Here is a 22963-nt window from a genome sequence, read left to right as displayed (position 1 = left end):
GATCGGGGCCAGGATGTTGCGGGAATGCAACAAGGGCCGGGCGCGCGCGGCGATCGCGTCCCGCGCCGCAGCGTAGCCGTATTTCAACGGTGTCTGGGACTCGCCCCGTCGCGTGCCGGGGCTCGGCCTGACGGCGGCTCCGTGCCGCGCGGTCCCGCCGGGACGCAAGGTTCCGTCAAGCTTGACGAAAACCTTCGCTTAACCGGTCGGGCCTATGGACGATTGCGTGTCGTGAAGCGGCGTTGCCGGGCTCCTCGTACGGCTCGGACCTCGCCGGGTGCGGCCCCACGGGGTCGCCAGAGGAGTTCCCAGTCGATGCCGCTGTCGCTCGCGCCCCTGCGCGCGCTCAAGATCGCCGCCGCCCTCGGGCTCGCCCTGTCGATGGCGGCCTGCGCGAGCAACAACGACCTCGCCGATGCCTCGGCGGCCTACGGGGCCGGCGGACCCGGCGGCTATGGCGGCCGCGGCGGGCCCGCGACGCCGGGCAGCGCCCAGGATTTCGTGGTCAATGTCGGCGACCGGGTGTTCTTCGAGTCCGACTCGACGGACCTGAGTTCGACCGCCACCGCCACCCTCGACAAGCAGGCCCAGTGGCTGCAGCGCTACCCGCGCTACACCTTCCTGATCGAGGGCCATGCCGACGAGCGCGGCACCCGCGAGTACAACTTCGCCCTCGGCGCCCGCCGCTCGCAGGCCGTCCGGGACTATCTCGCCTCCCGGGGCATCGGCTCGAACCGGATGCGTACCGTCTCCTACGGCAAGGAGCGCCCGGTCGCGGTCTGCAACGACATCTCGTGCTGGTCGCAGAACCGCCGCGCCGTCACGGTTCTGGACGGCGGCGCCGGCTCGTGAGGCCAGGGCGGCGTACGCCGCCGTCCTGGAAAGCACCCGGCGGCGTACGCCGCCGTCCCGCGAAGCGAACCGTGCGGCGCGAGCCGCCGTCTTGCAGAGCGAAAGGGGCGGCGCACGCCGTCCCTTTCGGACCGAGGTGAACGGGACGGCGCCCGCCGTTCCTTTTGCCGGGAGCCGCGGCATCTGCTAACCCCCGCTCCCGAGTGCGGACCCGCCGCCTGACCCGAGCCGTGATGCGCCCCGCCATGCTTCGCCGCCTGCTCCTCGCCCCCCTCGCCGTCTCGGGGCTCGCCCTCGCCGCCGCATGCCCGGCCGCGGCCCAGGACGCCGCCGAGTTCGTGGTGCGCCTCAACCGGCTCGAGAACCAGTCGCGCCAGATGGCGGGCCAGATCGAATCGCTCCAGTACGAGAACCGCCAGCTCAAGGAGCAGCTGCGCAAGTTCCAGGAGGATGTCGAGTTCCGCTTCCAGGAGTCGAAGGGCGGGCAGAAGCCCGCGGCCTCGACGCCGCCGGCCAAGCCCCACAAGCGCAGCGACGCCTTCGACCCGTCCCAGAATCCCGACGCGCCGGGCGCGCCCCAGACGCTGGGCGCGACGACGCCTTCTCAGGCGCCCCGGTCGACCGCCCCGGCGACCCCGGGCGCCACCGCCGCCCTGGCGCCGCCCCGTGCGGCGATCGAGGAGCCGGCGCCCGAATACGGCGAGCCGGTGGACCTGCGCCCACCCTCCCGTCCGGCCGCCGCCGCGCCGACCCCGGCGCCGCGGCCCTCCGCCAGCGTCGCGGCCACCGGCAGCGGCGACGCGAAGGCGGATTACGAGGCGGCCTACGCCTACGTGCTCCAGCGCCAGTACGAGCAGGCCGAGATGAGCCTGCGCCAGTTCATCCAGTCGCATCCCCGCGACGCCCTGGTGCCGGACGCGACCTACTGGCTCGGCGAGAGCTACCTGCAGCGCAACCGCACCCGCGAGGCGGCCGAGCAGTTCCTGAAGGTCTCGACCGACTACGCCCGGTCGCGCAAGGCGCCGGACGCCATGCTGAAGCTCGGCGCCTCGCTCAACGCGCTCGGCGCCCGCGAGCAGGCCTGCGCCACCCTGGCCGAGCTGGAGCGCAAGTTCCCGCAGGCCTCCTCGACGGTCAGGCAGGGGGTCGACCGGGAGCAGCGGCGCGCGCGCTGCGCGGCGTGACCCGCCCGGAAGGGCCGCCTGTCGACGAACCCTTGAGTCCCGCCGAGGGCGCGGCTCTCCTCGGGCCCTGGATCGGCCCGGCTGCCACTTATCGGGGCGCCGTACTGGCGGTGTCCGGAGGACCCGATTCGACGGCGCTGATGGGCTGCGCCGCCCTGGCGGAACGCGGGATTCCCGTGATCGCCGCCACCGTCGACCACGGCCTGCGCCCCGCCTCGGCCGGGGAAGCGGAGGGGGTCGCCGGCCTCGCCGCCCGGCTCGGGCTCATCCATCGCATCCTCCCCTGGACCGGCCCCAAGCCCGCTTCGCGCCTCCAGGAGGCGGCCCGGGCGGCGCGCTACCGCCTGTTGGCCGACCTCGCCCGGGAGACCGGTGCCGACCTCGTCCTCACCGCCCACACCCTCGACGACCAGGCCGAGACCGTGCTGATGCGCCTCTGCGCCGGCTCCGGTCCCGCCGGCCTCGCCGGCATGGCGCCGGCCCGCGCCCTCGACGGTTTCACCCTCGGCCGGCCCTTCCTCGGCGTGCCGAAGGCCCGCCTCGTCGCCACCTGCGACGCCCAGGGCTGGCCGTTCGTGCGCGACCCCTCCAACACCGATCCGCGCTTCGGCCGCGCCCGCCTGCGGCACCTCATGCCGCTGCTCGCCGAGGAGGGGCTGACGCCCGGACGACTCGCCCGCCTCGCCGGGCGCCTGCGCCGCGACGAGGACGCCCTGGCGCAGGCCGCCGCCTCGGCCCTGCGCGACCTCCGCTGTCCTTCGCCGGGCGGGGAGGGCTCCCTGACCCTCGACGGGCCCGGGCTCGCGGCCCTGCCGGAGGCTTTGGCCCTGCGGGTCGTCGGCCTCGCGGTCGCGGCCGCGCAGGGCGAGGCGGGACACGGTGATCCTCGCGCCTATCCGCCGCGCCTGGACCGACTGGAGCGGATCGTCCTCGGCGAGATCCTGCCGGCGTTGCGCGGCGGCTTGCCCTGCCGGCGCACCGTCGCGGGACTCCTCCTGGCCGCCGGCGGCGGCCGGCTGACGATGAGCCCGGCGCCGCCCAGACGCTTCCCGGGATCCCGCCCGGCCTGACGCGAGGGACGGCCCGCGGCGCCGCAGGCGCGGGCGATTACTTGGCAAGCCCCGGGCGGGTGCCTACATTGCGTTCCGAGTGCCGGTGCCCCCACCCAGCACGCCCGCCCGGTACCGCGCTCCTCAGGGATTGACTCTTCGATGAACCCCAATTTCCGCAATTTCGCCCTGTGGGTCGTCATCTTCCTGCTGGTGCTGGCCCTCGTGACCCTGTTCCAGAACCCGGGTCATCGCTCGGGCGGCGGGGAGATCGCCTACAGCCAGCTCCTGAACGACGCCGATCAGGGCCGCATCCAGAGTGTGGTCATCTCCGGCCAGGAGGTGAGCGGGACCTATACGAGCGGCGGCACCTTCACGACCTACGCGCCGAACGACCCCTCGCTGGTGTCGAAGCTCCAGGGCAAGGGCGTGACGATCACGGCCCGTCCGCCGTCGGACAACACGCCGTGGTTCATCGCGCTGCTCGTCAACTGGCTGCCGATCCTGGTGTTCATCGGGGCCTGGATCTTCCTGTCGCGCCAGATGCAGTCCGGCGCCGGACGGGCCATGGGCTTCGGCAAGTCCAAGGCGAAGCTGCTGACCGAGGCCCATGGCCGCGTCACCTTCGAGGACGTGGCGGGCGTCGACGAGGCGAAGGAAGACCTGCAGGAGATCGTCGAGTTCCTCCGCGATCCGCAGAAGTTCCAGCGCCTCGGCGGCCGCATCCCGCGCGGCGTCCTGCTGGTCGGCCCCCCCGGCACCGGCAAGACCCTGATCGCCCGGGCGGTCGCTGGCGAGGCCAACGTGCCGTTCTTCACCATCTCGGGCTCGGACTTCGTCGAGATGTTCGTCGGCGTCGGCGCCAGCCGCGTCCGCGACATGTTCGAGCAGGCGAAGAAGAACGCCCCCTGCATCATCTTCATCGACGAGATCGACGCCGTCGGCCGTCACCGCGGCGCGGGCTTAGGGGGCGGCAACGACGAGCGCGAGCAGACCCTCAACCAGCTCCTCGTCGAGATGGACGGCTTCGAGGCCAACGAGGGCATCATCATCATCGCGGCGACCAACCGCCCCGACGTGCTCGATCCCGCCCTGCTGCGCCCGGGCCGCTTCGATCGCCAGATCATCGTCCCGAACCCGGACGTGATCGGCCGCGAGCGCATCCTGCGCGTCCATGTCCGCAAGGTGCCGCTCTCGCCCGACGTCGACCTGAAGGTGATCGCCCGCGGCACCCCCGGCTTCTCGGGTGCCGACCTGATGAACCTCGTCAACGAGGCAGCCCTGCTGGCCGCCCGCCGGGGCAAGCGCATCGTCACGATGCACGAGTTCGAGGACGCCAAGGACAAGGTCATGATGGGCGCCGAGCGGCGCACCCTGGTCATGACCGAGGACGAGAAGCGGCTCACCGCCTATCACGAGGGCGGCCACGCCATCGTGGCCTTCAACGTCCCGGCGACCGATCCCGTCCACAAGGCGACGATCATCCCCCGCGGCCGGGCGCTCGGCATGGTCATGCAGCTGCCGGAGCGCGACAAGCTGTCGATGTCCTTCGAGCAGATGACCTCGCGCCTCGCCATCATGATGGGCGGCCGCGTCGCCGAGGAGATGATCTTCGGCCACGACAAGGTCACCTCGGGCGCCCAGTCGGACATCGAGCAGGCGACCCGTCTCGCCCGCATGATGGTGACCCGCTGGGGCTTCAGCCCTGAGCTCGGCACCGTCGCCTACGGCGAGAACAACGACGAGGTCTTCCTCGGCATGCAGGTCAACCGGCAGCAGAACGTGTCGGAGGCCACCGCCCAGAAGATCGACGCCGAGGTCCGCCGCCTGGTCGAGGCCGGCCTCCAGGATGCCCGCCGCATCCTCGACGAGCGGCGCGCCGATCTCGAGGCCCTGGCCCGCGGCCTCCTCGAATACGAGACCCTGTCGGGCGACGAGATCCGCGGCCTCCTCGACGGCAAGCCCCCGGTGCGCGATGCCGGCGACTACCCGACGAACCCGTCGCGCGGCTCGCCGGTCCCCTCCGCCGGCCGTGGCCGGCCGCGGGAGAACGACGGCGGTTACGAGCCGCAGCCGCAGGCCTGAGACAGCGACTGAATTGACAACGAAGGGCGGCGGGAGCGATCCCGCCGCCCTTTCTCTTGTGCCCTTCGCCTGTGCGGCTCTTCGCGCGGCAGCCTCAAAATAACCCGAACCGTGCAATAGCCCGGGGCGATAGGGCCGCGTCGTCCGGATCGAGGCGGCACCGGCCTTGCGCGGCGTCGCCGACCGGCGGGCCGGATGGCCCGGAACGGGACAAGGAGTGGACAGCCGTGCGTAAGTATTTCGGGACCGACGGCATCCGGGGCCGGGCCAACGGCGTCATCACGCCGGAACTCGCGCTCAAGGTGGGACAGGCCGCCGGGCTCGTGTTCCAGCGCGGGGACCATCGCCACCGGGTGGTGATCGGCAAGGATACCCGCCTGTCGGGCTACATGATCGAGACGGCGCTCGTCGCGGGCTTCACCTCGGTCGGCATGGACGTGCTGCTGCTCGGCCCGATGCCGACGCCGGCCGTCGCGATGCTGACGCGCTCGATGCGCGCCGATATCGGGGTGATGATCTCGGCCTCGCACAACCCGTTCGAGGATAACGGCATCAAGATCTTCGGCCCCGACGGGTTCAAGCTCTCCGACGACGTCGAGCGCGAGATCGAGCGCCTGATCGATTCGAACCTGCAGACCAAGCTCGCCGGCGCCGGCGAGCTTGGCCGGGCCAAGCGCATCGAGAGCGTGCATGCCCGCTACATCGAGTTCGCCAAGCGCACCCTGCCGCGCAACCTCACCCTCGACGGATTGCGGGTCGTGGTCGATTGCGCCAACGGCGCCGCCTACCGGGTGGCGCCCGAGACCCTGTGGGAGCTCGGCGCCGAGGTGATCGCCATCGGCACCGAGCCGGACGGCTTCAACATCAACCGCGACGTCGGCTCGACGGCGCCCGAGGCTCTGGTCGCCAAGGTACGCGAGTTGCGTGCCGATATCGGCATCGCGCTCGACGGCGACGCCGACCGGGTGCTGGTGGTGGACGAGAAGGGCCAGCGGGTCGACGGCGACCAGCTGATGGCGGTGGTCGCCCGCTCCTGGCAGGAGGACCAGCGCCTGTCGAAGAACGGCATCGTCGCCACCATCATGTCGAATCTCGGCCTCGAGCGCTATCTCGGCGGCCTCGGCCTCGGCATGGTCCGCACGGCGGTGGGCGACCGCTACGTCCTCGAGCACATGCGCGAGCACGGCTACAACCTCGGCGGCGAGCAATCCGGCCACATCATCATGTCGGATTACGCCACCACCGGCGACGGGCTGGTGGCGGCGCTCCAGCTCCTCTCGGTGGTGCAGCGCCAGCAGCGCCCGGTGAGCGAGGTCTGCCACTGCTTCGATCCGCTGCCGCAGGTGCTCAAGAACGTGCGCTACGGCGCCGGCGGCGAGCCCCTGCGCCAGGATTCCGTCGTTACCGCCATCGAGGGCGCCCGGCAGCGCTTGGGCGAGGGCGGCCGCCTGGTCATCCGGCCCTCCGGCACCGAGCCGGTGATCCGCGTGATGGCCGAGGGCGACGACCGCGACCTCGTAGTGCAGGTGGTCGACGATGTCGTCGAGGCCCTGCGCAAGGTCGCGGCCTGACCGGACACCCCGGGAGCGGGCGCCGCGTCCGCTCCCTCCGCGCCACAGCCGAGGCGCGAACAGGCGAGGGCCTTACGCGCAGGATTTGTGCGAGCCGGGCTCGCCTCATCGTGCTTCCGCCTGGGCGACGACACCGATCAATCGAGTGCAACTCTTTCTCAGCCCTAAGGCTTAACGTTAAGCGCGGGTTTACCGAACCCGGCGACAGTCATGACGTCTTCCGGAATGGCCGCCCGACGTCTCCGCGGCCCTCCACAACAAGGAACCGTCATGGGCCGCCGCAGCAAGCCACTCGCGCTGGCGCGCATCTTCACGCTCGCAGCGAGCGTGGCAGCGCCGGGCCTCGTCCACGCCGCCGACCTCGATTTCCTGCCGCCCCCGCCGCCTCCGCCGCCCCCGGCGGTCGAGTTCGGTGGCGGCTGGTACCTGCGCGGCGATGTCGGTGCCAGCATCTACACCCGGCCGAAGCTCTCGACCGTGCCGAGCCCGGACGTGGTCAACTACTACAACACCGATCTCGGCGGCGGCGGTTTCGCCGGCATCGGCGTCGGCTACCAGTTCAATTCCTGGCTGCGCGGCGACGTGACCGGCGAGTACCGCTTCTCCAGCGGCTTCCGCACCAACGACCGCATCAAGTCGCAATACTCGACCTACGACGACAACGGCCTGCGCAAGGATTACGACGAGACCACCCACGAGACCACCAACGGCAATTACTCGGCCGCGGTGGTCCTGGTGAACGGCTACGCCGATCTCGGCACCTATTACGGTGTCACGCCGTTCATCGGTGCCGGTGTCGGCGCGGCGTTCCACCGCTTCTCCGGCCTGTCGGAGACGAGCCAGATCACCGGCAGCTACACCTATCCGGATTACCCGGATGCGGGCGCGGTCGGCTACCAGAACATCAGCGGCGGCACCTACAAGACCCAGATCAAGACGAGCTTCGCCTGGGCCCTGCATGCCGGCCTGTCCTACGCCGTCACGCCGAACCTGAAACTCGAACTGGCCTACCGTTACCTCAACATGGGCGAGGGGAGCACCGGCGTGCTCAACTGCTTCTGCGGCAGCACCCTGACGCCGATCAAGGTGAAGGACATCGAGTCCCACGACATCAAGCTCGGCATGCGCTGGATGTTCGGCGCGCCGGTCGTGGCCGCCTACGAGCCGCCCCCGCCGCCGATGATGCCGCTGGTGCGCAAGTACTGACGCTTCACGACTCGACTCCGGCGCGTCCCGCGCCGGAGACCTCGACGGCGGGCCGTTAGGGTTAAGTCGCCGCTAAACCTTTTTCGTTACCTTAAGGCATCGGGCCTCTCGGGTCCGCCGTCACCCCCAAGTGATCATCACAACGTGAAGCACGCCCCGGCTGAGGAGCCGTAGGGGCAGGAAAGGGCTCCCATGGCACGGTTCGGTCACTGCATCCCGGTCGCGGCCCTCGGGCTCGGCCTGCTCGGGGCGCCGGCGCGCGCCGCCGACCTGCTGCCGCCGCCGCCCCCACCGCCGCCGCTGCCGGCCCCGGTGGAGGTCGGCTCCGGCTGGTACCTGCGCGGCGACTACACGGCGAGCGACTTCCGCCACCCGAAGGACGACACCCTGCCGGGCACCGACGGTGCCAAGCTCGTCGGCTTCCGCCTCGGCAATACCGACGGCTATGGCGGCGGCATCGGCTACCGCTTCAACAGCTTCCTGCGCGCCGACGTCACCGTCGACGGCCGCACCCGCAGCCGCTTCCGCGATTATTCCTCGCGCACCAACTTCGTCGAGGGCTTCAACACCGAGGCCGGCAAGCTCGACGTCCTGACCGGCCTGTTCAACGTCTACGTCGATCTCGGCACCTGGTGGGGCTTCACGCCCTATATCGGCGCCGGCGTCGGCATGGCGAGCAAGCGCTTCCACGACGCCTGGACCGGCACCACCTGCTTCACCACCGCCTGCGGCAGCGGCGTCGACGGCGCCTACCAGCTCGGCGCCCAAGGGTTCGACGCCCGCGCCAACCACACGGCGATCGGCCTCGCCTGGGCGGCGATGGCGGGCATCTCCTACGAGATCGGCGCCGGCGTGAGCATCGACGCCAATTACCGCTACCTCGAAGTCGGCAAGGCGCGGACCGGCTTCGACGCCTACACCCAGAATACCCGCATCAAGGACATCGCCGCCAACGAGTTCCGGGTCGGCCTGCGTTGGGCCTTCGGCAACGGCCTCGCCCTGCCGGGCCTGGGCGGTGTCGGACCGTACTGAACAGAAACCGGACCCAAGCGATTGATGTTGCGATCGAATTTTGAGCGCGGGATCCCCTCTCCAGGCGATGCCGGGCTTGCCCGGTATCGCCTGGAGAATGGGACCCGCCCCAGAATAAAAACTGTCTTCGATAATTTATAATATGTACGGATGATCACCGCTTCGTTTCATCCGCCAGGGACGGCAAAGCCGGTGACGAACTGATACCAATGGCCCAAGAGGCTGACGCATCGGGCCATTGATCCATCTCGAATGTTCGTTTCGAAGCCGGAGGCTTGGCGAAGATTCGAGAACGGAACCAAAGGTCGTGTCCAACGACCGCTGGTATGACGAGACACATCCTCTTGCGCGAAACCGATCCGAAAACCGGGGCCGCGTCGGCGCCCCGACCCCCAAACGAGACGCCGGGCGCCCTACCGCGCCGGGCGTCTCGTTTCGGGGTCGGTGACGTACGGAAACCAAATATTAGGGTAAACAAGTCACTATCGCAGGCGTGATCGGCCCGGGGGAGAGGCCGACCCGTCGGAGCCGTGATGCGCACCGTTCTTTTGGGTCTATGGGCCAGTCTGCTGTTCATGCCGGCCGCCGGAGCCGCCGACCTGTTCGCCGAGGACACCGCCGAGGTGTTGCGCGGCAACACCTTCTCGGGCGAAGTGTTCACCGGATACCTGCGCAGTGAAGTGCGGGAATACGTGAACGACGTGGGTTCGCGCGCCCGGGTCAGCCAGCTCAACTGGAACACCGATGCCGCCGTGGTCGGCGGCCGGCTCGCCCTCCAGCCCTTGGATTGGCTGGCGATCCGGGGCCGCGGCTGGGCCGCCGTCGCCTCCAGCGCCGATATGCGCGATTACGACTGGCTCTACGGCTATGCCGGCAAGAACAGCTGGTCGCATTACTCGAACAGCCCGAACACCCAGACGCCGAAGGCTTGGCAGCTCGACATCAGCGCGGCGGCGACGTTCTACGAGGACGAGGAGACCAAGGTCTACGCCATTGCCGGCTACCGGGCGCTCACGTTGAAATCGAACGCCCGCGGCGGCGGGTTCATCTACTCGCAGAACGGATTCCGGGACACGGCCGGAACCTTCCCGGACGACAAGATCGGCGTCGCCTACCAGCAATGGTGGCAGACGCCGTATGTCGGCATCGGCGGCTCCTTCGCGTACGACGATTGGAGCGTGTCCGGCGAGCTGATCGGCAGTCCGTTCGCCTATGGGAACGACAAGGATCATCACGCCGCGCGCCACCTGGTGTTCCGGGAGGATTTCGGCACAACCGGCATGTTCGGCGCCACGGCGTCGGTCGAGTACCGTATCAACCCGTTCCTCTCGGCCGTGGGCCGGGTGGAGTACCAGCAATATTTCGAGGGCAACGGCCCGACGCGCATCACCTCGGGTCTCACCGGCGCGACGACGACCCTGCCGGCTCCGTCCGGCAGCGGCAGCGCCGAAACCATGCTTCTGTCGGTCGGCCTCAAGGCGCGGCTCTGATATGGAATCCGGAAGATCACTTCCGGATTCCATATCATCAGCCCGCGCGGCGCCTGAGCGAAGCCGCTTTCCGCATCGCAAAGCGATCAATCGGAAAGCGTATGACACGGGGACGCCATCCCTGCGACGATCGGCTGGCGCAACGCCGCCGGGCCGGCTAGCCTCCGGGACAAGCCGCGCGACAAGCGGCGGGGAGGGACACTGGATGCAGCGTCTGGCCGGCAAGGTCGCCCTGGTCACGGGCGGCGCGCGGGGAATCGGGTTCGCGATCGCGCGGCGCTTCGCCCGCGAGGGAGCGGCGGCGGTGATCCTCGCCGATCTCGACGAGGCCGAGGCCGCGCGCGTGGCGCCGGAGAACCCCGCCTTCCATCCCTGCCCCCTCGACGTGACGAAGGACGAGGACTGGGCCCGGGCCGTCGACCGCACGGTCGCCCGCCACGGCGGCCTCGACGTGCTGGTCAACAATGCGGGAATCGCGGTCGTCGGCACGATCGAGTCGGTCACCCTCGAAGAGTGGCACCGCGTCCAGGCGGTCAATGTCGACGGGACCTTCCTCGGCTGCCGCCACGCGGTGCGGGCGATGAAGCCGCCGGCCGGCCGCGGGGGATCGATCATCAACCTCTCGTCGGTCTCAGGCATCGTCGGCGGACACAACCTCGCGGCCTACAACGCCTCGAAGGGGGCGGTGCGGCTCCTCACCAAGTCGGTCGCCCTGCACTGCGCCCGCCAGAAATACGGCGTGCGCTGCAACTCGATCCATCCGGGCTTCACCGAGACCGACATGCTGCGCGACCTCGCCGCCGGCAGCCGCTACACGCCCGACGAACTCTCCGAGCGCCTGCGTGCTTCCGTGCCTCTGGGACGCAATGCCGCCGCCGAGGAGATCGCGGGGCTTGCCGCCTACCTGGCCTCCGACGAGGCCGGCTTCGTCACGGGTGCCGAGATGGTGATCGACGGCGGCGTCACCGCGCAATAATCCCCGCTCCCCATAAAGTCGGACCCCAGCGGCAGCCCAGGCCCTCTACAGACCGGCGATTCGCCGCTATTTGTATGCGCCGCAGCAAAATCACCGGAGACCTGCCCGATGTCCGCCCAGGCCGCCCCCGCCCCGACCGATCTCGTCACCCTGGCGCAGGAAGCCGGCCTCGCCGCGAAGGCGCTCGCCGCGGACGCCACGAGGCGCGTGCGCGCCGGCCTCGTCGGCCCCGACGGCCGGCTCTCGCCCGAGCGCCTGGAGACCGAGCAGCACGCCGCCCATGGGCTCGCCTGGCTCTCGACCTATGCCGAGGCGATCAGCCAGCTCGGCGCCTATGCGGCGCGCCTCGCCGAGCAGGGCCGCCTCGGCGAGACCGAGACGCTGCTGGTGCGCATCGGGCTGGGCGAATACCTGGAACAGCTCTTCACCGGCATCCCGATGAGCCAGGGCGAGATGGTGCGCCCGACCTCGTCGCTCGGCCTCAAGGCCCAGGAGGTCGCACGCCACCGCTCGGACGCCGTCGAGACCCTGATCGCGGAGGGCAACACCGCCGAGAACCGCGCCGCCCTGGTGCGGCTGATCCGCGAGGGCTCGGGCGCCACCGTCGGCGAGAGCGGCCTCGACGAGGACATGGAGGCGATCCGCACCGAGATGCGCCGCTTCGGCCAGGCCGAGGTCGCGCCCCACGCCCATGAATGGCACCTCGAGAACGCCTATATCCCGCTCGAGATCATCGGCCAGATGGCCGAGCTCGGCGTGTTCGGGCTGACCATCCCGGAGGAATACGGCGGCATGGGCCTGCCGAAGATCTCGATGTGCGTGGTCTCGGAGGAATTGTCGCGGGCCTATATCGGCGTCGGCTCGCTCGGCACCCGCTCGGAGATCGCCGCCGAGCTGATCCTGGGCGGCGGCACCGAGGAGCAGAAGCAGCGCTTCCTGCCCAGGATCGCCTCGGGCGAGATCCTGCCGACCGCGGTCTTCACCGAGCCCAATACCGGCTCCGACCTGGCCTCGCTGCGCACCAAGGCGGTGAAGGACGGCGACACCTGGCGGATCCACGGCAACAAGACCTGGATCACCCACCCGGTCCGCGCCGACCTGATGACCGTGCTGGTGCGCACCAAGCCCGAGGAGCCGGGCCACAAGGGCCTGTCGCTGCTGCTCGGCGAGAAGCCCCGCGGCACCGACGAGAACCCCTTCCCGGTCGAGGGCCTGTCGGGCGGCGAGATCGAGGTGCTCGGCTATCGCGGCATGAAGGAGTACGAGCTCGCCTTCGACGGGTTCACGGTTCCCGAAGGCAACCTGCTCGGCGGCGTCGAGGGCAAGGGCTTCGCCCAGCTGATGCAGACCTTCGAATCGGCCCGCATCCAGACCGCGGCCCGCGCCATCGGCGTCGCCCAGTCGGCGCTCGATGTCGGCCTGCGCTACGCCGAGGAGCGGGTGCAGTTCGGCAAGCCGCTGGTCTCGTTCCCGCGGGTCGCCGACAAGCTCGCCATGATGGCGGTGGAGATCGCCATCGCCCGCCAGCTCACCTACTTCGCCGCGCACCAGAAGGACGAGGGCAAGCGCTGCGACCTCGAGGCCGGCATGGCGAAGCTGCTGGGCGCCCGCGTCGCCTGGGCGGCCGCCGACAACGCCCTCCAGATCCACGGCGGCAACGGCTTCGCCCTCGAATACCCGGTGAGCCGCCTGCTCTGCGACGCCCGCATCCTGTCGATCTTCGAGGGCGCGGCCGAGATCCAGGCCCAGGTCATCGCCCGCCGCCTGCTCGAAGTGCAGTAAGGGGGATCGGGAGCCTCGCTCAGGGAGGCTCCCGATCCCGTCACGCCGCCCGCGCCCGGTAGACGGCGCGGTCGGCGACCGAGCAGTTCCGGCCGGCGGCCTTGGCGGCGTAGAGTTCGAGGTCGGCGGCCTTCAGGGCCTCGGCGTAGCTCATGGCCTCGGTCACCCGCGCGACCCCGGCGCTCGCCGTGACCGGGCCGGCGACGATCGGCACCTGTGCCGCCGCCCGTACGGGAATCGTCCGCCGCAGGGCCTCGACGGTGGAGAGCGCGGCCTCGTCGGAGAGGAGGAGCGCGAATTCCTCGCCGCCGAGCCGGCCCGCGAAGGCCGGGCCTGCGGCGAGTGCCCGTGCCACCGCGACGATGACCGCGTCGCCCTGGTCGTGGCCGAACGTGTCGTTGATCCGCTTGAAATGGTCGATGTCGAGGATCGCGACCGCGCGCGGCCGCGCCTGAGCGAAATGCCGCTCCAGGCCGCGGCGGTTCGGCAGGCCCGTCAGCGGATCGGTATGGGCGACGAGGTCGAGGGTGTCGGCCCGGGCCTGCGCCTGGTCGCGCTCGCGCTTCAGGCGCATGAACCGGTCGCCGACGCTGGCGGCATTCAGCAGCATCTCCAGCGCGATGGCGCCGAACAGGACGTAGAGGAAGAGGCCGAACGGACGCCCGAGCACGATGTCGTGGTAGAGGCTGACCGCGCAGACCGACAGCACGCAGAGCGAGGCCGCCGACTGGAACCGCGCCGCGCGGCTGCCGCGGGCGAGCGCCAGGCCCAAAGCCGTACAATACAGCACCAGGATCGCCACCAGGACGACATCGCGAAAGGCCCGGTAGGCGGGCGGGCAGGGGTCGAGGAGCATCGCGGGCGTCGTGAGCGCCACCGCGACGGGCAGCCGGACGAGAGCCTTGCGGAAGCCCGCCGGCAGCGTGCCGGGTTCGAGCAGCGTGCCGAGGAACGGCCCCATCAGGGCGATCACCCCGTCGAACAGGACGTTGATCGCGACCTGCCGGGCAACGCTCTCCGCTTCCAGGAGCGGACCGAGCGGCAGCGACGACAGGCAGAGCGTGAGGGCGACGAGCGTCAGGATGCGGGCGGTGTCCCAGAGCAGGAACCGCTCGCGCAGGATGACGAAGAAGGCTGCGTTGTAGGCGATCGGCAGGAGCAGGAAGCCGAGGAAGGCGCCGCTCAGCACGGCGGGCCAGTCGAGGGCGGTGCCGCGGGCGAAGCTGGACTGGGCCAGGGCGGGCGCGGTCGCGAACAGGAGGAGCGCGGCCGCGGGCCAGGCGGATCGGTTTGGCGGACGGATCATGCGGATGGGGCGGCTCTCCCGCGTCGCCCCGACATCGTCGTTCCCCAGGTCAGGCCGCGCCGCGCGCGGATTTAGGGGCCGGGCACTTCCGCGGCAAGCCGGCGATCGGCTGATGAAACCAGAAGTATGAATGATTTCATCGGGATCGCCTGTCCCGTGCAGGAGCGGGGAGGCGCGCCGGTCTCGTCGCCGACGGACCGGCGCGCCTGCCGCCTACTTCGTGATCTTCACCGAGACCGGATCGCTCGAGGGAAACGTCTCCTCCAGTCCCTCGTCGAGCCGTTCGCTGAGCTTGCTCTGCTGATTCTCGGGCCGGGCCTTGTCGTCCGGCGACGCGCTGTCGCGGCGGAAGCCGGGCTGGTCCTGGTTCGGGGTCTTGGTGTCGCTCATGGTGGTCTCCTCGGTCGGAGCAGTCTGCCCGGCTAACGCGCGGGGACCGGGGGTGTTTCGTCCGTGGCGCGCTTAACCGGACGGTGGCGCCTCCCGGGCTAGGGTGCCGCGGGTGAGAGGACCCTTCCGATGCATGTCGGCATCCTGACGAATTTCGCGACGCCGAAGGGCGGCGCCGAGAAGGTCGCGCTCGAATCCGCCCGCGGGCTTGCCGAACGCGGCGTCGCGGTCACGCTGATCCACGGCGCCGACGGGCCGGCCGACCCGATGCTCGATCATCCGGGCATCCGCCGGGTGGGTTTGGGCCTCACCGACGTGTGGGAGCGGCCGGCCTGGCGCGGCGCGATCGAGGGGATCTGGAATCGCGAGGCGGCGCGGCGTCTGGACGCGGCCCTGGCGGCCCTGCCGGTGAGGCCCGACGTGCTGCACCTGCACCAATGGACCCGCTCGCTCTCGCCGGCGATCTTTCCCGTGCTCGCTCGCAGCGGCCTGCCGGTGGCGATCACGCTGCACGATTACTTCCTCGCCTGCCCGAACGGCGTCTATTACCGCTTCGACACGGCCGAGCCCTGCACCCTGCGCCCGGTCTCGCCTGGCTGCCTCGCGGCATCGTGCGATCCGCAATCGCGGGCGCACAAGGCGGTGCGGGTGGCGCGTTACGTCGCGCAATGGGCAGCGATCACCCGCGGTTTCGACCGTCGCCCGATCGACCTCGTCCACGTCTCCGACGGCAGCCGCACCCGGATCGAGACGATGATGCGGGGCGCGCCCGTGCGCCACCACCGCATCGACAATCCGGTCCGGGTCGAGCGCGCCGCCCCGGCCGATCCGGCCGCCAATGACGCGATCGCCTTTGTCGGCCGCTTCACCCGCGAGAAGGGCGCCGACCTCGTGGCGCAGGGAGCCCACCGGGCGGGGCTGCCGTCGCTTTTCATCGGCGACGGACCGCTCGCCGACGAATTGCGCGCCGTCCCGGGGGCCGAAGTAGTCGGCTGGCGCGCCCCGGCGGAGGTCGAGGCGCTGCTGCGCGCCCGAGCCCGCGCCGTGGCGGCGCCGTCGCGCTGGCTCGAGACCGGGCCGCTGACGGTCTACGAGGCGCTCGCCGCCGGCATCCCGGCCGTCGCCTCCGACCGGGCCGGCGCGGCGGAAAAGATCCGGGACGGGGAGACCGGCTTCGTCACCGCGCCCGACCTCGCTTCGCTCAGCGGAGCCTTCGGCCGGTTGACGGACGACGCGCTCGTGCGCCGCCTCGGCGCGGCCGCGCATGCCCGCGCCTGGTCCGCCCCGATGACCCTCGCCGCCCATGCGGACGCTCTGTGCGACCTCTATGCCGGGATGACGGGCACGGCCGAGGCGCCATCTTTTCAGCGCAGTGCTGTCATGTGAGAGAGCATCCAGCGTCAAACCCGAACTTTCGGAGCCGAATGCCGATGCACCGCCCGACGACCTCCCTGCTGCTCGCCGCGCTCCTCCTCGGGGTCGCCCGACCGGCGGCCGCACAGGCCGAGTCGGTGCCGCCGTTCCGCGCCCTGACGGATAACCGGGCCGTGCCGGACTCGAAGGCGCAGGTGCAGCTCTCCTTCGCGCCGCTGGTCAAGCGCGCGGCGCCGAGCGTGGTTAACGTCTACGGCACCCATGTCGAGAAGCGCGCCGCCAATCGCGGCGCCATGGACGAGTTCCTGCGCCGCTTCTTCGGCGATGCGGCGCCCAACCTGCCGCAGGAGCGGGCCCAGCGGTCCCTCGGCTCCGGCGTCATCGTCGACGCCTCGGGGCTGATCGTCACCAACAACCACGTCATCGAGAACATGAACGAGGTCAAGGTGGCGCTGAACGACCGGCGCGAGTTCGAGGCGCAGATCCTGCTGCGCGACCCCCGCACCGACCTCGCCATCCTGAAGATCAAGAGCCCGAGCGGCGGCCTGACGCCGATGGAGATCGGCGATTCCGAGCACCTGCAGGTCGGCGACTTCGTGATCGCTATCGGCAACCCGTTCGGCGTCGGCCAGACGGTGACGCAAGGCATCGTCTCGGCGCTCGCCCGCACCCAGGTCGGTTCGGCCGATTACCAGTTCTTCATCCAGACCGATGCGGCGATCAACCCGGGCAATTCCGGCGGCGCGCTGGTCGATCTCAACGGCGGCCTCGTCGGCATCAACACGGCGATCTACTCGCAATCGGGCGGCAGCCACGGCATCGGCTTCGCCATCCCCGCCAGCATGGTCAAGGCGGTGGTCGAGACGGCGAAGGGCGGCGCCAAGACGGTGCGCCGGCCCTGGCTCGGCGCCCGGCTCCAGCACGTGACGCCGGACATCGCCGACAGCGTCGGCCTCGACCATCCGACCGGGGTGCTGGTGGCCTCGATGCAGGCGAAGAGCCCGGCCGAGGAGGCGGGCCTGAAGCGCGGCGACGTGATCCTGGCGGTGGACGGCCAGACGGTCGACGACCCGGAAGCCTTCGGCTACCGCTTCGCGCTCAAGGGCATCAAGGGCGAGACCAAGCTCACGGTGCTGCGCGGCTCCAGCCGCACGACGGTGCCGGTGCGCTTGGGCCCCGCGCCTGAGACCCGCCCGCGCGACACCCTGAAGGTGAAGACCCGCTCGCCGTTCCTCGGCGCCACCGCGGTCAACCTGTCGCCGGCCGTGGTCGAGGACCTGCAGCTCGACCTGCCGACGCAGGCGCAAGGAGACGGCGTCATCATCGCCGAGGTCGAGGGCGGCAGCCTCGCCAACCGGGCCGGCCTTCAGAAGGGCGACCTCGTGGTGGCGGTGAACGGGGCGCCCGTGACCTCGACGAAGGACCTGGAGCGCATGACCCGCACCTCTGCCTCGATGTGGGAGGTGACGATCAACCGGGGTGGGCAGCAGCTGACGTCGGTGTTCGGGGGGTAGGGGGCGGGAGGCGGGTGCTGCGGCGCCTTCAGCTCGACGAGGCGTGGCGCCCGTCTCCATGACACCCTCGATGTCATCCCGGGGCCGCGAAAGCGGAGCCCGGAATCCAGGGACTCAGGTGCGTCAGAACCTGCTTCGACCGATTGGCGGATTGTTCATCCTACCCACTCACCTCATCCTGAGGTGTTGGTCGATCGCAGATCGACTGACCTCGAAGGAGGGCTCCAGAAGTCTCGGCGCTATCTGGAGCCCTCCTTCGAGGCTCCTTTCAGTCGCACCTCAGGATGAGGTAAGGGGATAGGAACATCCCGCTTGTCTTAAATGTCGAGAATAAAATCTCACTCAAGCAGGCTCTCAACCAATGGCGGATTCGCTCGTCTTCCGCCTTATCCTGACCCATCCGCGGCTCTGGATCCCGGGCCTACGCTGCGCGGCCCCGGGACGACCCTGTGCGGGTGGAAACGATGCGGTCATTCTGCCGGGGGTTTTCTGCCTCGGCAAGCTTACGACCGTACTTCCCGCTTCGCGACGAAATTGATCTCGTCCACCAGCACGTCCTTGACGACGTCGCCGCCCAGGCGCTCGTTCACCTTCGCCCGCACCTCGGCCAGCCGCTTGGTGATGTCGTATTTCGCCAGTTTGCGAAAATCGAGCGCCGGGTCGGCATAGATCTGGCGGAAGGCTTCATCGACCACGAAGGCGTTGGGCGGCACCGGCAGGGTGTGCATCAGCTTGGCGTCGGCGGTGAAGACCAGCACGGCGATGACGTAGCCCTGCACCTTGCCGTCGGCGATCATCGGGATGTTGATCGGCGCGAGCTTCTGGTATTGCAGGCCTTCGAGATAGGGCTCGGTCTTCTTGCCCGAGAAGATGCCGCCGCCGAAGGTCACCGCACCGTAGCAGGAGGCGATGGTGACGGCGCAGATCCACAGCCCGGTGATCAGGATCTTCATGACCGGAGGCTCGTCCGCGCACTATAGGTCCCATCCGACTCGGCGGCGAGCGCCGCCTGGGTCACGGTGTCGTCGATCTCCTCCATCGCCCGCAGGTGCAGGGCGACGACCTGCTGGTTGCGGGCGAGCTTGTCGCGCAGGCGCGCGAGGTGGATCGCCGTGGTGGCGTCGAGGCCGGTGGGGTCGAGGCCGCGGGTGAGGCGGGTGAGTTCGAGGAGTCCCTGGCTCTTGCGGCGGTTGAGGCCGTCGAGATCGGCCGCCCCTCGCGCCTCCAGCGCCTCGGTCTCCTCCTCGATCACGGTTTCGAGCCGCTTGATGCAGGCGAGCAGCATGACGGTCACACCTTGGCCGCGGGATTGGCGGCATCCACCGCCGGCGCGGCGGGGGCAGCCGGATGAGCGGCGTTCAGCATCTTGGCGATGCCGATGCCGCCGGCCTTGGCGATCTGGGTGCCGATCTGCTCGGCCAGCATCGACTTCCAGATGCCGCCGGCATTGCCCTTGCCGTACACGGTCTCGGACTTCTCCGGCATCATCGCCTCGACGAATTGCTGCATCACCAGCCCCTCGAACTTCTTGTAGGGGTCGCTGCCGGCGCCGGTGAGCGCGGTCTGGTTCTGCAGGTTGAGGAGAGAGCCGCGGGCATCGAGCGGCATGTGGGTCGAGAGGCCGGCATCGCGCGCCGCATCGGCGAAGGCGGTGGCGCCGGCGCCGCCGGGCTGCGACAGCTTGGCGGCGGCCTCCTGGAAGCGCTGCGGATCGGCCGCCCGGGCCACGTCGAGCACGATGTCGGAGGGCGGTGAGATGCTCATCGGCGGCTCGAATCAGGATCGGTTACGTCAACAGGATCTTAACGGCCCTGGCTTACGGGAGGCTTGCGTCGGGACGGCCCGAGCGGGCCGCGAGCCGCGCCACCTGCCCGTCGAGCCGTTCGAGGTCGTCGCGCTTGTCCGCCTCGCGGCGGTGATCGTCGGCCCGGCGCTCGGCCAGGGATTCGGCGCGCTTCTGGGCGAGGCCCCGCTCGCGTACGGCTTCCCTCTGCGCGGCGGCCTCCGCCTCCAGCGCGGTCGCCTGCGCGGCGAGCCCGCGCAGGCGCCTGGCCGTGGCCTCCAGCAGCATCGGGCCGTGATCGGAGGAGGCGAGCGCCGCGAGCAGCCGCGACCGGTCGGCCTCGATCTCGGCCGCGCGCTCGCGGGTGGCGGCGAGCTCGATCTCGGCCGCGCGGCGCATCTGCTCCTGCACGGTGACGAGGCGCCTGGCGCGCTTCAGCCGGTCGCCGGTGCCCGACGCCATCAGCCGCGCACCAGCCAGGCCGCGTAGCCGCGGAGGAACTGCGTCATGAACTCGCCCGCGAGGTAGTAGAGCATGAGAAGGCCGCCGAACATCACGAACGGCGTGGCGACGAAGTAGACCGGGATCGTCGGCGTGAGCTTGTTGACGAAGCCCGCCGCCAGGTTGACCATGATGGCGTAGAGGATGAACGGCGCGACGATGCGCAGGCCCAGCATGAAGGCGGCGGTGACCTGGTCGACGATGCGGGTGAGGATCAGCTGGCTGCCGAGCCCCTCGCCGGGCGGGATGCGGGAATAGGATTCGACGAGGCCGCGAAACAGCTCCCAGTGCAGGTCGGCGGCGAAGATGATCGCGGCCGCGGTGAGGAGGATCAGCCCCTCCACCGCCGGCACCGGATCGATGCCTTCGACCGGCGAGCCTGGCATGCCGCCGAAGCCGACCATGGTCGAGGCGGCGTTCATCACCGTCTCCAGCACCAGGATGAAGATCCGGCCGAGGAAGCCGATCATCAGCCCGGTCAGGGTCTCGCTGGCGATCCAGGCCAGGGTCTGCACCGGCAGCTGCCCGGCGAGCCGCGGCTCGAATTGCGGCACGATCAACGGGGCGATGGCGAGCGAGACGGCCCCGGCGATGAGGAGCCGGACCTGCTGGGGCACCCGCGGACTCGAAAAACCCGGGACGACGAGGAGACAGCCGCCGACCCGGCAGAAGATCAGGAAGACGGCGAGGAAGCTGTCCGGCCCGATCTTGGTCACGAGACCGTGCCCAGCGACTTGATCTCGACGCCCCGCGCGATCTCGAGATGCGAGAGCACCGGCAGGGTCGGAAAGATCCGCTCGATGATCATCCGCACGTAGGGCCGGGCGTCGGGCGCGGTGACGAGGGCGAAGCCGTGCACCTCCTTCATCCGCGAGCGGATCGCCTCCGAGGCCTCGGTGCCGAATTGCTCGACGAGGCGCGGGTCGATGTCGAACTCCACCACCTCGCCCTTGGCGTCGCGCTTCAGGCTCTGGTGGAACGACAGGTCCCAGCTCGCCCCCAGCCGCAGCACGCTGAGCACGCCGTTCTCGGCGAGGTCGCCGCAGATCTGCTGCGCCATGCGCATCCGCACGTGCTCGGCGATCTGCTCGGCCCGGCGCGCATGCGGGGTGATCTCGGCGATCGCCTCCAGGATCAGGTGCAGGTTGCGGATCGAGACCCGCTCGGCCAGCAGCAGCTTCAGCACCGCCTGGAGGCCGGAGTAGGAGATCTGCGACGGGCAGATTTCGTCGAGCAGGCGCTTGTATTCGGGGTCGAGCCGGTCGAGGAGCGCACGCATGTCCTTGTAGGACAGGAATTGCGGCAGGTTGTTGCGGATCACCTCGGAGAGGTGGGTGAGCAGCACCGAGGCGCCGTCGATCGGCTCGAAGCCGCCGCGGCGCACCTCCGCGGCGTAGGAATCCATCACCCACAAGGCCTTCAGGCCGAAGGCGGGCTCGCGCACCTCGTCGCTCGGCACGTCGGGCTTCGGCCCGTCGCCGACCACCACCAGCATCTCGCCGGGGCGCAGCTCCTGGCTCGCCGCCACGGTGCCGTGGATCAGGATCTGGTAGCTCTTCGGCGGCAAGGCGAGGTTGTCCGCGACCTTGATGTCCGGCACCACGAAGCCGTACTGCCGGGCGAACTTGCGCCGCATCTTGGCGACCCGGTGGCCGAGCTCTCCTTGCGAGGCCTGGATCTGCGAGCCGACCTGGCGGCCGAGGCTGAGCTCGATCTCCGGGGTCTTGAGCGATTCCTTGACCGAGTCCTTCTCCTTGGTCTCGGCCTGCTTCATCGCCTCCTCGGCCTTGGCCTTGGCCTCCGTCGCCGCCGCCTTCGCCTGGAGCCGGCGCGGGATGGTACGGGCGATGAAGAACAGGAGCCCGCTCAGCGCCATGAAGGGCAGGAAGGGCAGGCCGGGCACGAGCGCGAACATGCCCATCATCGCGGCCGCCACCAGCAGCGCGCGCGGATAGGCGCCGAGCTGGCCGATTACCGCCTGTTCGGCGGTGCCCCGTGTGCCGCCCTTCGAGACCAGCAGGCCGGCGGCCAGCGAGACGATGAGCGCCGGGATCTGCGAGACCAGGCCGTCGCCGACCGAGAGCTTGGTGAAGATGTCGGCGGCGGTGCCGAGCGGCAGGCCGTGCCGCGTCGTCCCGATGATGATGCCGCCGAAGACGTTGACCGCGATGATGATGAGCGAGGCCACCGCCTCGCCGCGGACGAACTTCGAGGCGCCGTCCATCGAGCCGAAGAAGGCGCTCTCCTCCTCCAGTTCCCGGCGCCGGCGCTGCGCCTCCTTGTCGTCGATCAGCCCGGCATTGAGATCGGCGTCGATCGCCATCTGCTTGCCGGGAATCGCGTCGAGGGTGAAGCGGGCGCCCACCTCCGCGATGCGGGTCGCGCCCTTGGTGATGACCAGGAAGTTGACGGTGATCAGGATCAGGAACACCACGATCCCGATCACGAAGTCGCCGCTCATCACGAACTGCGAGAAGCCCTGGATGACGTGGCCGGCGGCGTCCACGCCCTTCTGGCCGTTGGCCAGGATCAGCCGGGTCGTCGCGATGCCCAGCGCCAGCCGCAAGAGCGTGGCGATCAGCAGCACGGTCGGGAAGGCCGAGAATTCGAGCGGCTTCTGGATCCAGAGCGCCACCATCAGGATCAGCACCGACAGGGCGATCGAGAAGGCGAGCCCGACATCGATGAGCAATGCCGGGACCGGCAGGAACAGCACCGCCAGGATCGCCACGATGCCGGCCGCGAAGCCGAAATCCCGCCGCGACTTGCGCTCGATTGCCGGAGCCGCGCCCACCGCCATGATCCCACCATCCTCCGCGAAGGGTTTTCGCAGGTGGGTGTGCCACGGCTAGCTTGCGCGGGGGTTGG

20 protein-coding genes are annotated in these 22963 nt (G+C 70.0%); 12 read left to right on the top strand and 8 right to left on the bottom strand.

Annotated elements, in window-relative coordinates; genetic code table 11:
• Window positions 1–315 precede the first annotated feature (315 nt).
• From pal to HBB12_RS31225, 10 genes are all read left to right on the top strand, one after another.
• Window positions 316–852, top strand: a complete 537-nt coding sequence (gene pal / locus HBB12_RS31270; protein ID WP_236992994.1) for a peptidoglycan-associated lipoprotein Pal — start codon at window positions 316–318, stop codon at window positions 850–852.
• A gap of 245 nt (window positions 853–1097) precedes the next feature.
• Window positions 1098–2036, top strand: coding sequence for a tol-pal system protein YbgF (gene ybgF / locus HBB12_RS31265; RefSeq protein ID WP_236993514.1), 939 nt, complete (start codon window positions 1098–1100; stop codon window positions 2034–2036).
• Window positions 2033–3106 (top strand): tRNA lysidine(34) synthetase TilS, encoded by a 1074-nt coding sequence (gene tilS / locus HBB12_RS31260; RefSeq protein ID WP_236992993.1) that lies wholly within the window; start codon window positions 2033–2035, stop codon window positions 3104–3106. Before ybgF ends, tilS begins: the two co-directional genes overlap by 4 nt.
• Before the next feature lie 141 nt (window positions 3107–3247).
• Entirely contained in the window at window positions 3248–5170 is a 1923-nt protein-coding gene (gene ftsH / locus HBB12_RS31255; RefSeq protein ID WP_236992992.1) for an ATP-dependent zinc metalloprotease FtsH, read from the top strand.
• Window positions 5171–5397: 227 nt separating this feature from the next.
• A complete protein-coding gene (gene glmM, locus HBB12_RS31250; protein WP_236992989.1) occupies window positions 5398–6741 on the top strand; it encodes a phosphoglucosamine mutase in 1344 nt (447 codons plus the stop codon).
• Window positions 6742–7011: 270 nt separating this feature from the next.
• A complete protein-coding gene (locus HBB12_RS31245) occupies window positions 7012–7947 on the top strand; it encodes an outer membrane protein (RefSeq protein WP_236992988.1) in 936 nt (311 codons plus the stop codon).
• A gap of 192 nt (window positions 7948–8139) precedes the next feature.
• Entirely contained in the window at window positions 8140–8979 is an 840-nt protein-coding gene (locus HBB12_RS31240) for an outer membrane protein (RefSeq protein ID WP_236992987.1), read from the top strand.
• A 533-nt stretch (window positions 8980–9512) separates the two neighbouring features.
• Window positions 9513–10469 carry an omptin family outer membrane protease gene (locus HBB12_RS31235; protein ID WP_236992986.1) on the top strand — a complete coding sequence of 319 codons (957 nt, stop codon included), beginning with the start codon at window positions 9513–9515 and terminating at the stop codon, window positions 10467–10469.
• A 205-nt stretch (window positions 10470–10674) separates the two neighbouring features.
• Window positions 10675–11445 (top strand): glucose 1-dehydrogenase, encoded by a 771-nt coding sequence (locus HBB12_RS31230; protein WP_236992985.1) that lies wholly within the window; start codon window positions 10675–10677, stop codon window positions 11443–11445.
• 108 nt (window positions 11446–11553) lie between these two features.
• Window positions 11554–13227, top strand: coding sequence for an acyl-CoA dehydrogenase family protein (locus HBB12_RS31225; protein WP_236992984.1), 1674 nt, complete (start codon window positions 11554–11556; stop codon window positions 13225–13227).
• A gap of 40 nt (window positions 13228–13267) precedes the next feature.
• On the opposite strand, the gene HBB12_RS31220 is transcribed toward HBB12_RS31225, so the two are convergent.
• Entirely contained in the window at window positions 13268–14533 is a 1266-nt protein-coding gene (locus HBB12_RS31220) for a GGDEF domain-containing protein (RefSeq protein ID WP_236992983.1), read from the bottom strand.
• Between the two features lie 213 nt (window positions 14534–14746).
• A complete protein-coding gene (locus tag HBB12_RS31215) occupies window positions 14747–14923 on the bottom strand; it encodes a hypothetical protein (protein ID WP_236992982.1) in 177 nt (58 codons plus the stop codon).
• A gap of 129 nt (window positions 14924–15052) precedes the next feature.
• Between HBB12_RS31215 and HBB12_RS31210 the strand changes: the two genes are divergently transcribed.
• Both HBB12_RS31210 and HBB12_RS31205 read left to right on the top strand, forming a co-directional pair.
• On the top strand, window positions 15053–16309 hold the full coding sequence (locus tag HBB12_RS31210) for a glycosyltransferase (RefSeq protein WP_236992981.1): 1257 nt from the start codon (window positions 15053–15055) through the stop codon (window positions 16307–16309).
• Window positions 16310–16347: 38 nt separating this feature from the next.
• The gene (locus HBB12_RS31205) at window positions 16348–17811 is read left to right on the top strand and encodes a DegQ family serine endoprotease (protein WP_442919385.1); all 1464 of its coding nucleotides are present in this window, start codon (window positions 16348–16350) and stop codon (window positions 17809–17811) included.
• Window positions 17812–18314: 503 nt separating this feature from the next.
• Here the strand turns inward: HBB12_RS31205 and HBB12_RS31200 are convergent.
• From HBB12_RS31200 to flhA, 6 genes are read right to left on the bottom strand one after another with little or no spacing between them, the layout of a single operon-like run.
• Complete coding sequence (locus HBB12_RS31200; protein WP_236992979.1) at window positions 18315–18764, bottom strand: hypothetical protein; 450 nt, start codon at window positions 18762–18764, stop codon at window positions 18315–18317.
• The gene (locus HBB12_RS31195) at window positions 18761–19096 is read right to left on the bottom strand and encodes a flagellar protein FlgN (RefSeq protein ID WP_236992978.1); all 336 of its coding nucleotides are present in this window, start codon (window positions 19094–19096) and stop codon (window positions 18761–18763) included. Before HBB12_RS31195 ends, HBB12_RS31200 begins: the two co-directional genes overlap by 4 nt.
• A 5-nt stretch (window positions 19097–19101) precedes the next feature.
• Window positions 19102–19575: a rod-binding protein gene (locus HBB12_RS31190; protein WP_236992977.1), complete on the bottom strand. Its 474-nt coding sequence runs from the start codon at window positions 19573–19575 to the stop codon at window positions 19102–19104.
• Between the two features lie 52 nt (window positions 19576–19627).
• Entirely contained in the window at window positions 19628–20056 is a 429-nt protein-coding gene (locus HBB12_RS31185; RefSeq protein ID WP_236992976.1) for a hypothetical protein, read from the bottom strand.
• Complete coding sequence (fliR, locus tag HBB12_RS31180) at window positions 20056–20811, bottom strand: flagellar biosynthesis protein FliR (protein WP_236992975.1); 756 nt, start codon at window positions 20809–20811, stop codon at window positions 20056–20058. Before fliR ends, HBB12_RS31185 begins: the two co-directional genes overlap by 1 nt.
• A complete protein-coding gene (gene flhA / locus HBB12_RS31175) occupies window positions 20808–22895 on the bottom strand; it encodes a flagellar biosynthesis protein FlhA (protein ID WP_236992974.1) in 2088 nt (695 codons plus the stop codon). Before flhA ends, fliR begins: the two co-directional genes overlap by 4 nt.
• Window positions 22896–22963 lie beyond the last annotated feature (68 nt).

The sequence above is a fragment of the Methylobacterium sp. SyP6R genome (assembly GCF_019216885.1).
GTDB lineage: Bacteria > Pseudomonadota > Alphaproteobacteria > Rhizobiales > Beijerinckiaceae > Methylobacterium.
The sequence above is the reverse complement of the archived record's forward strand: the minus strand, read 5'-3'. Positions and strand labels throughout refer to the sequence as shown.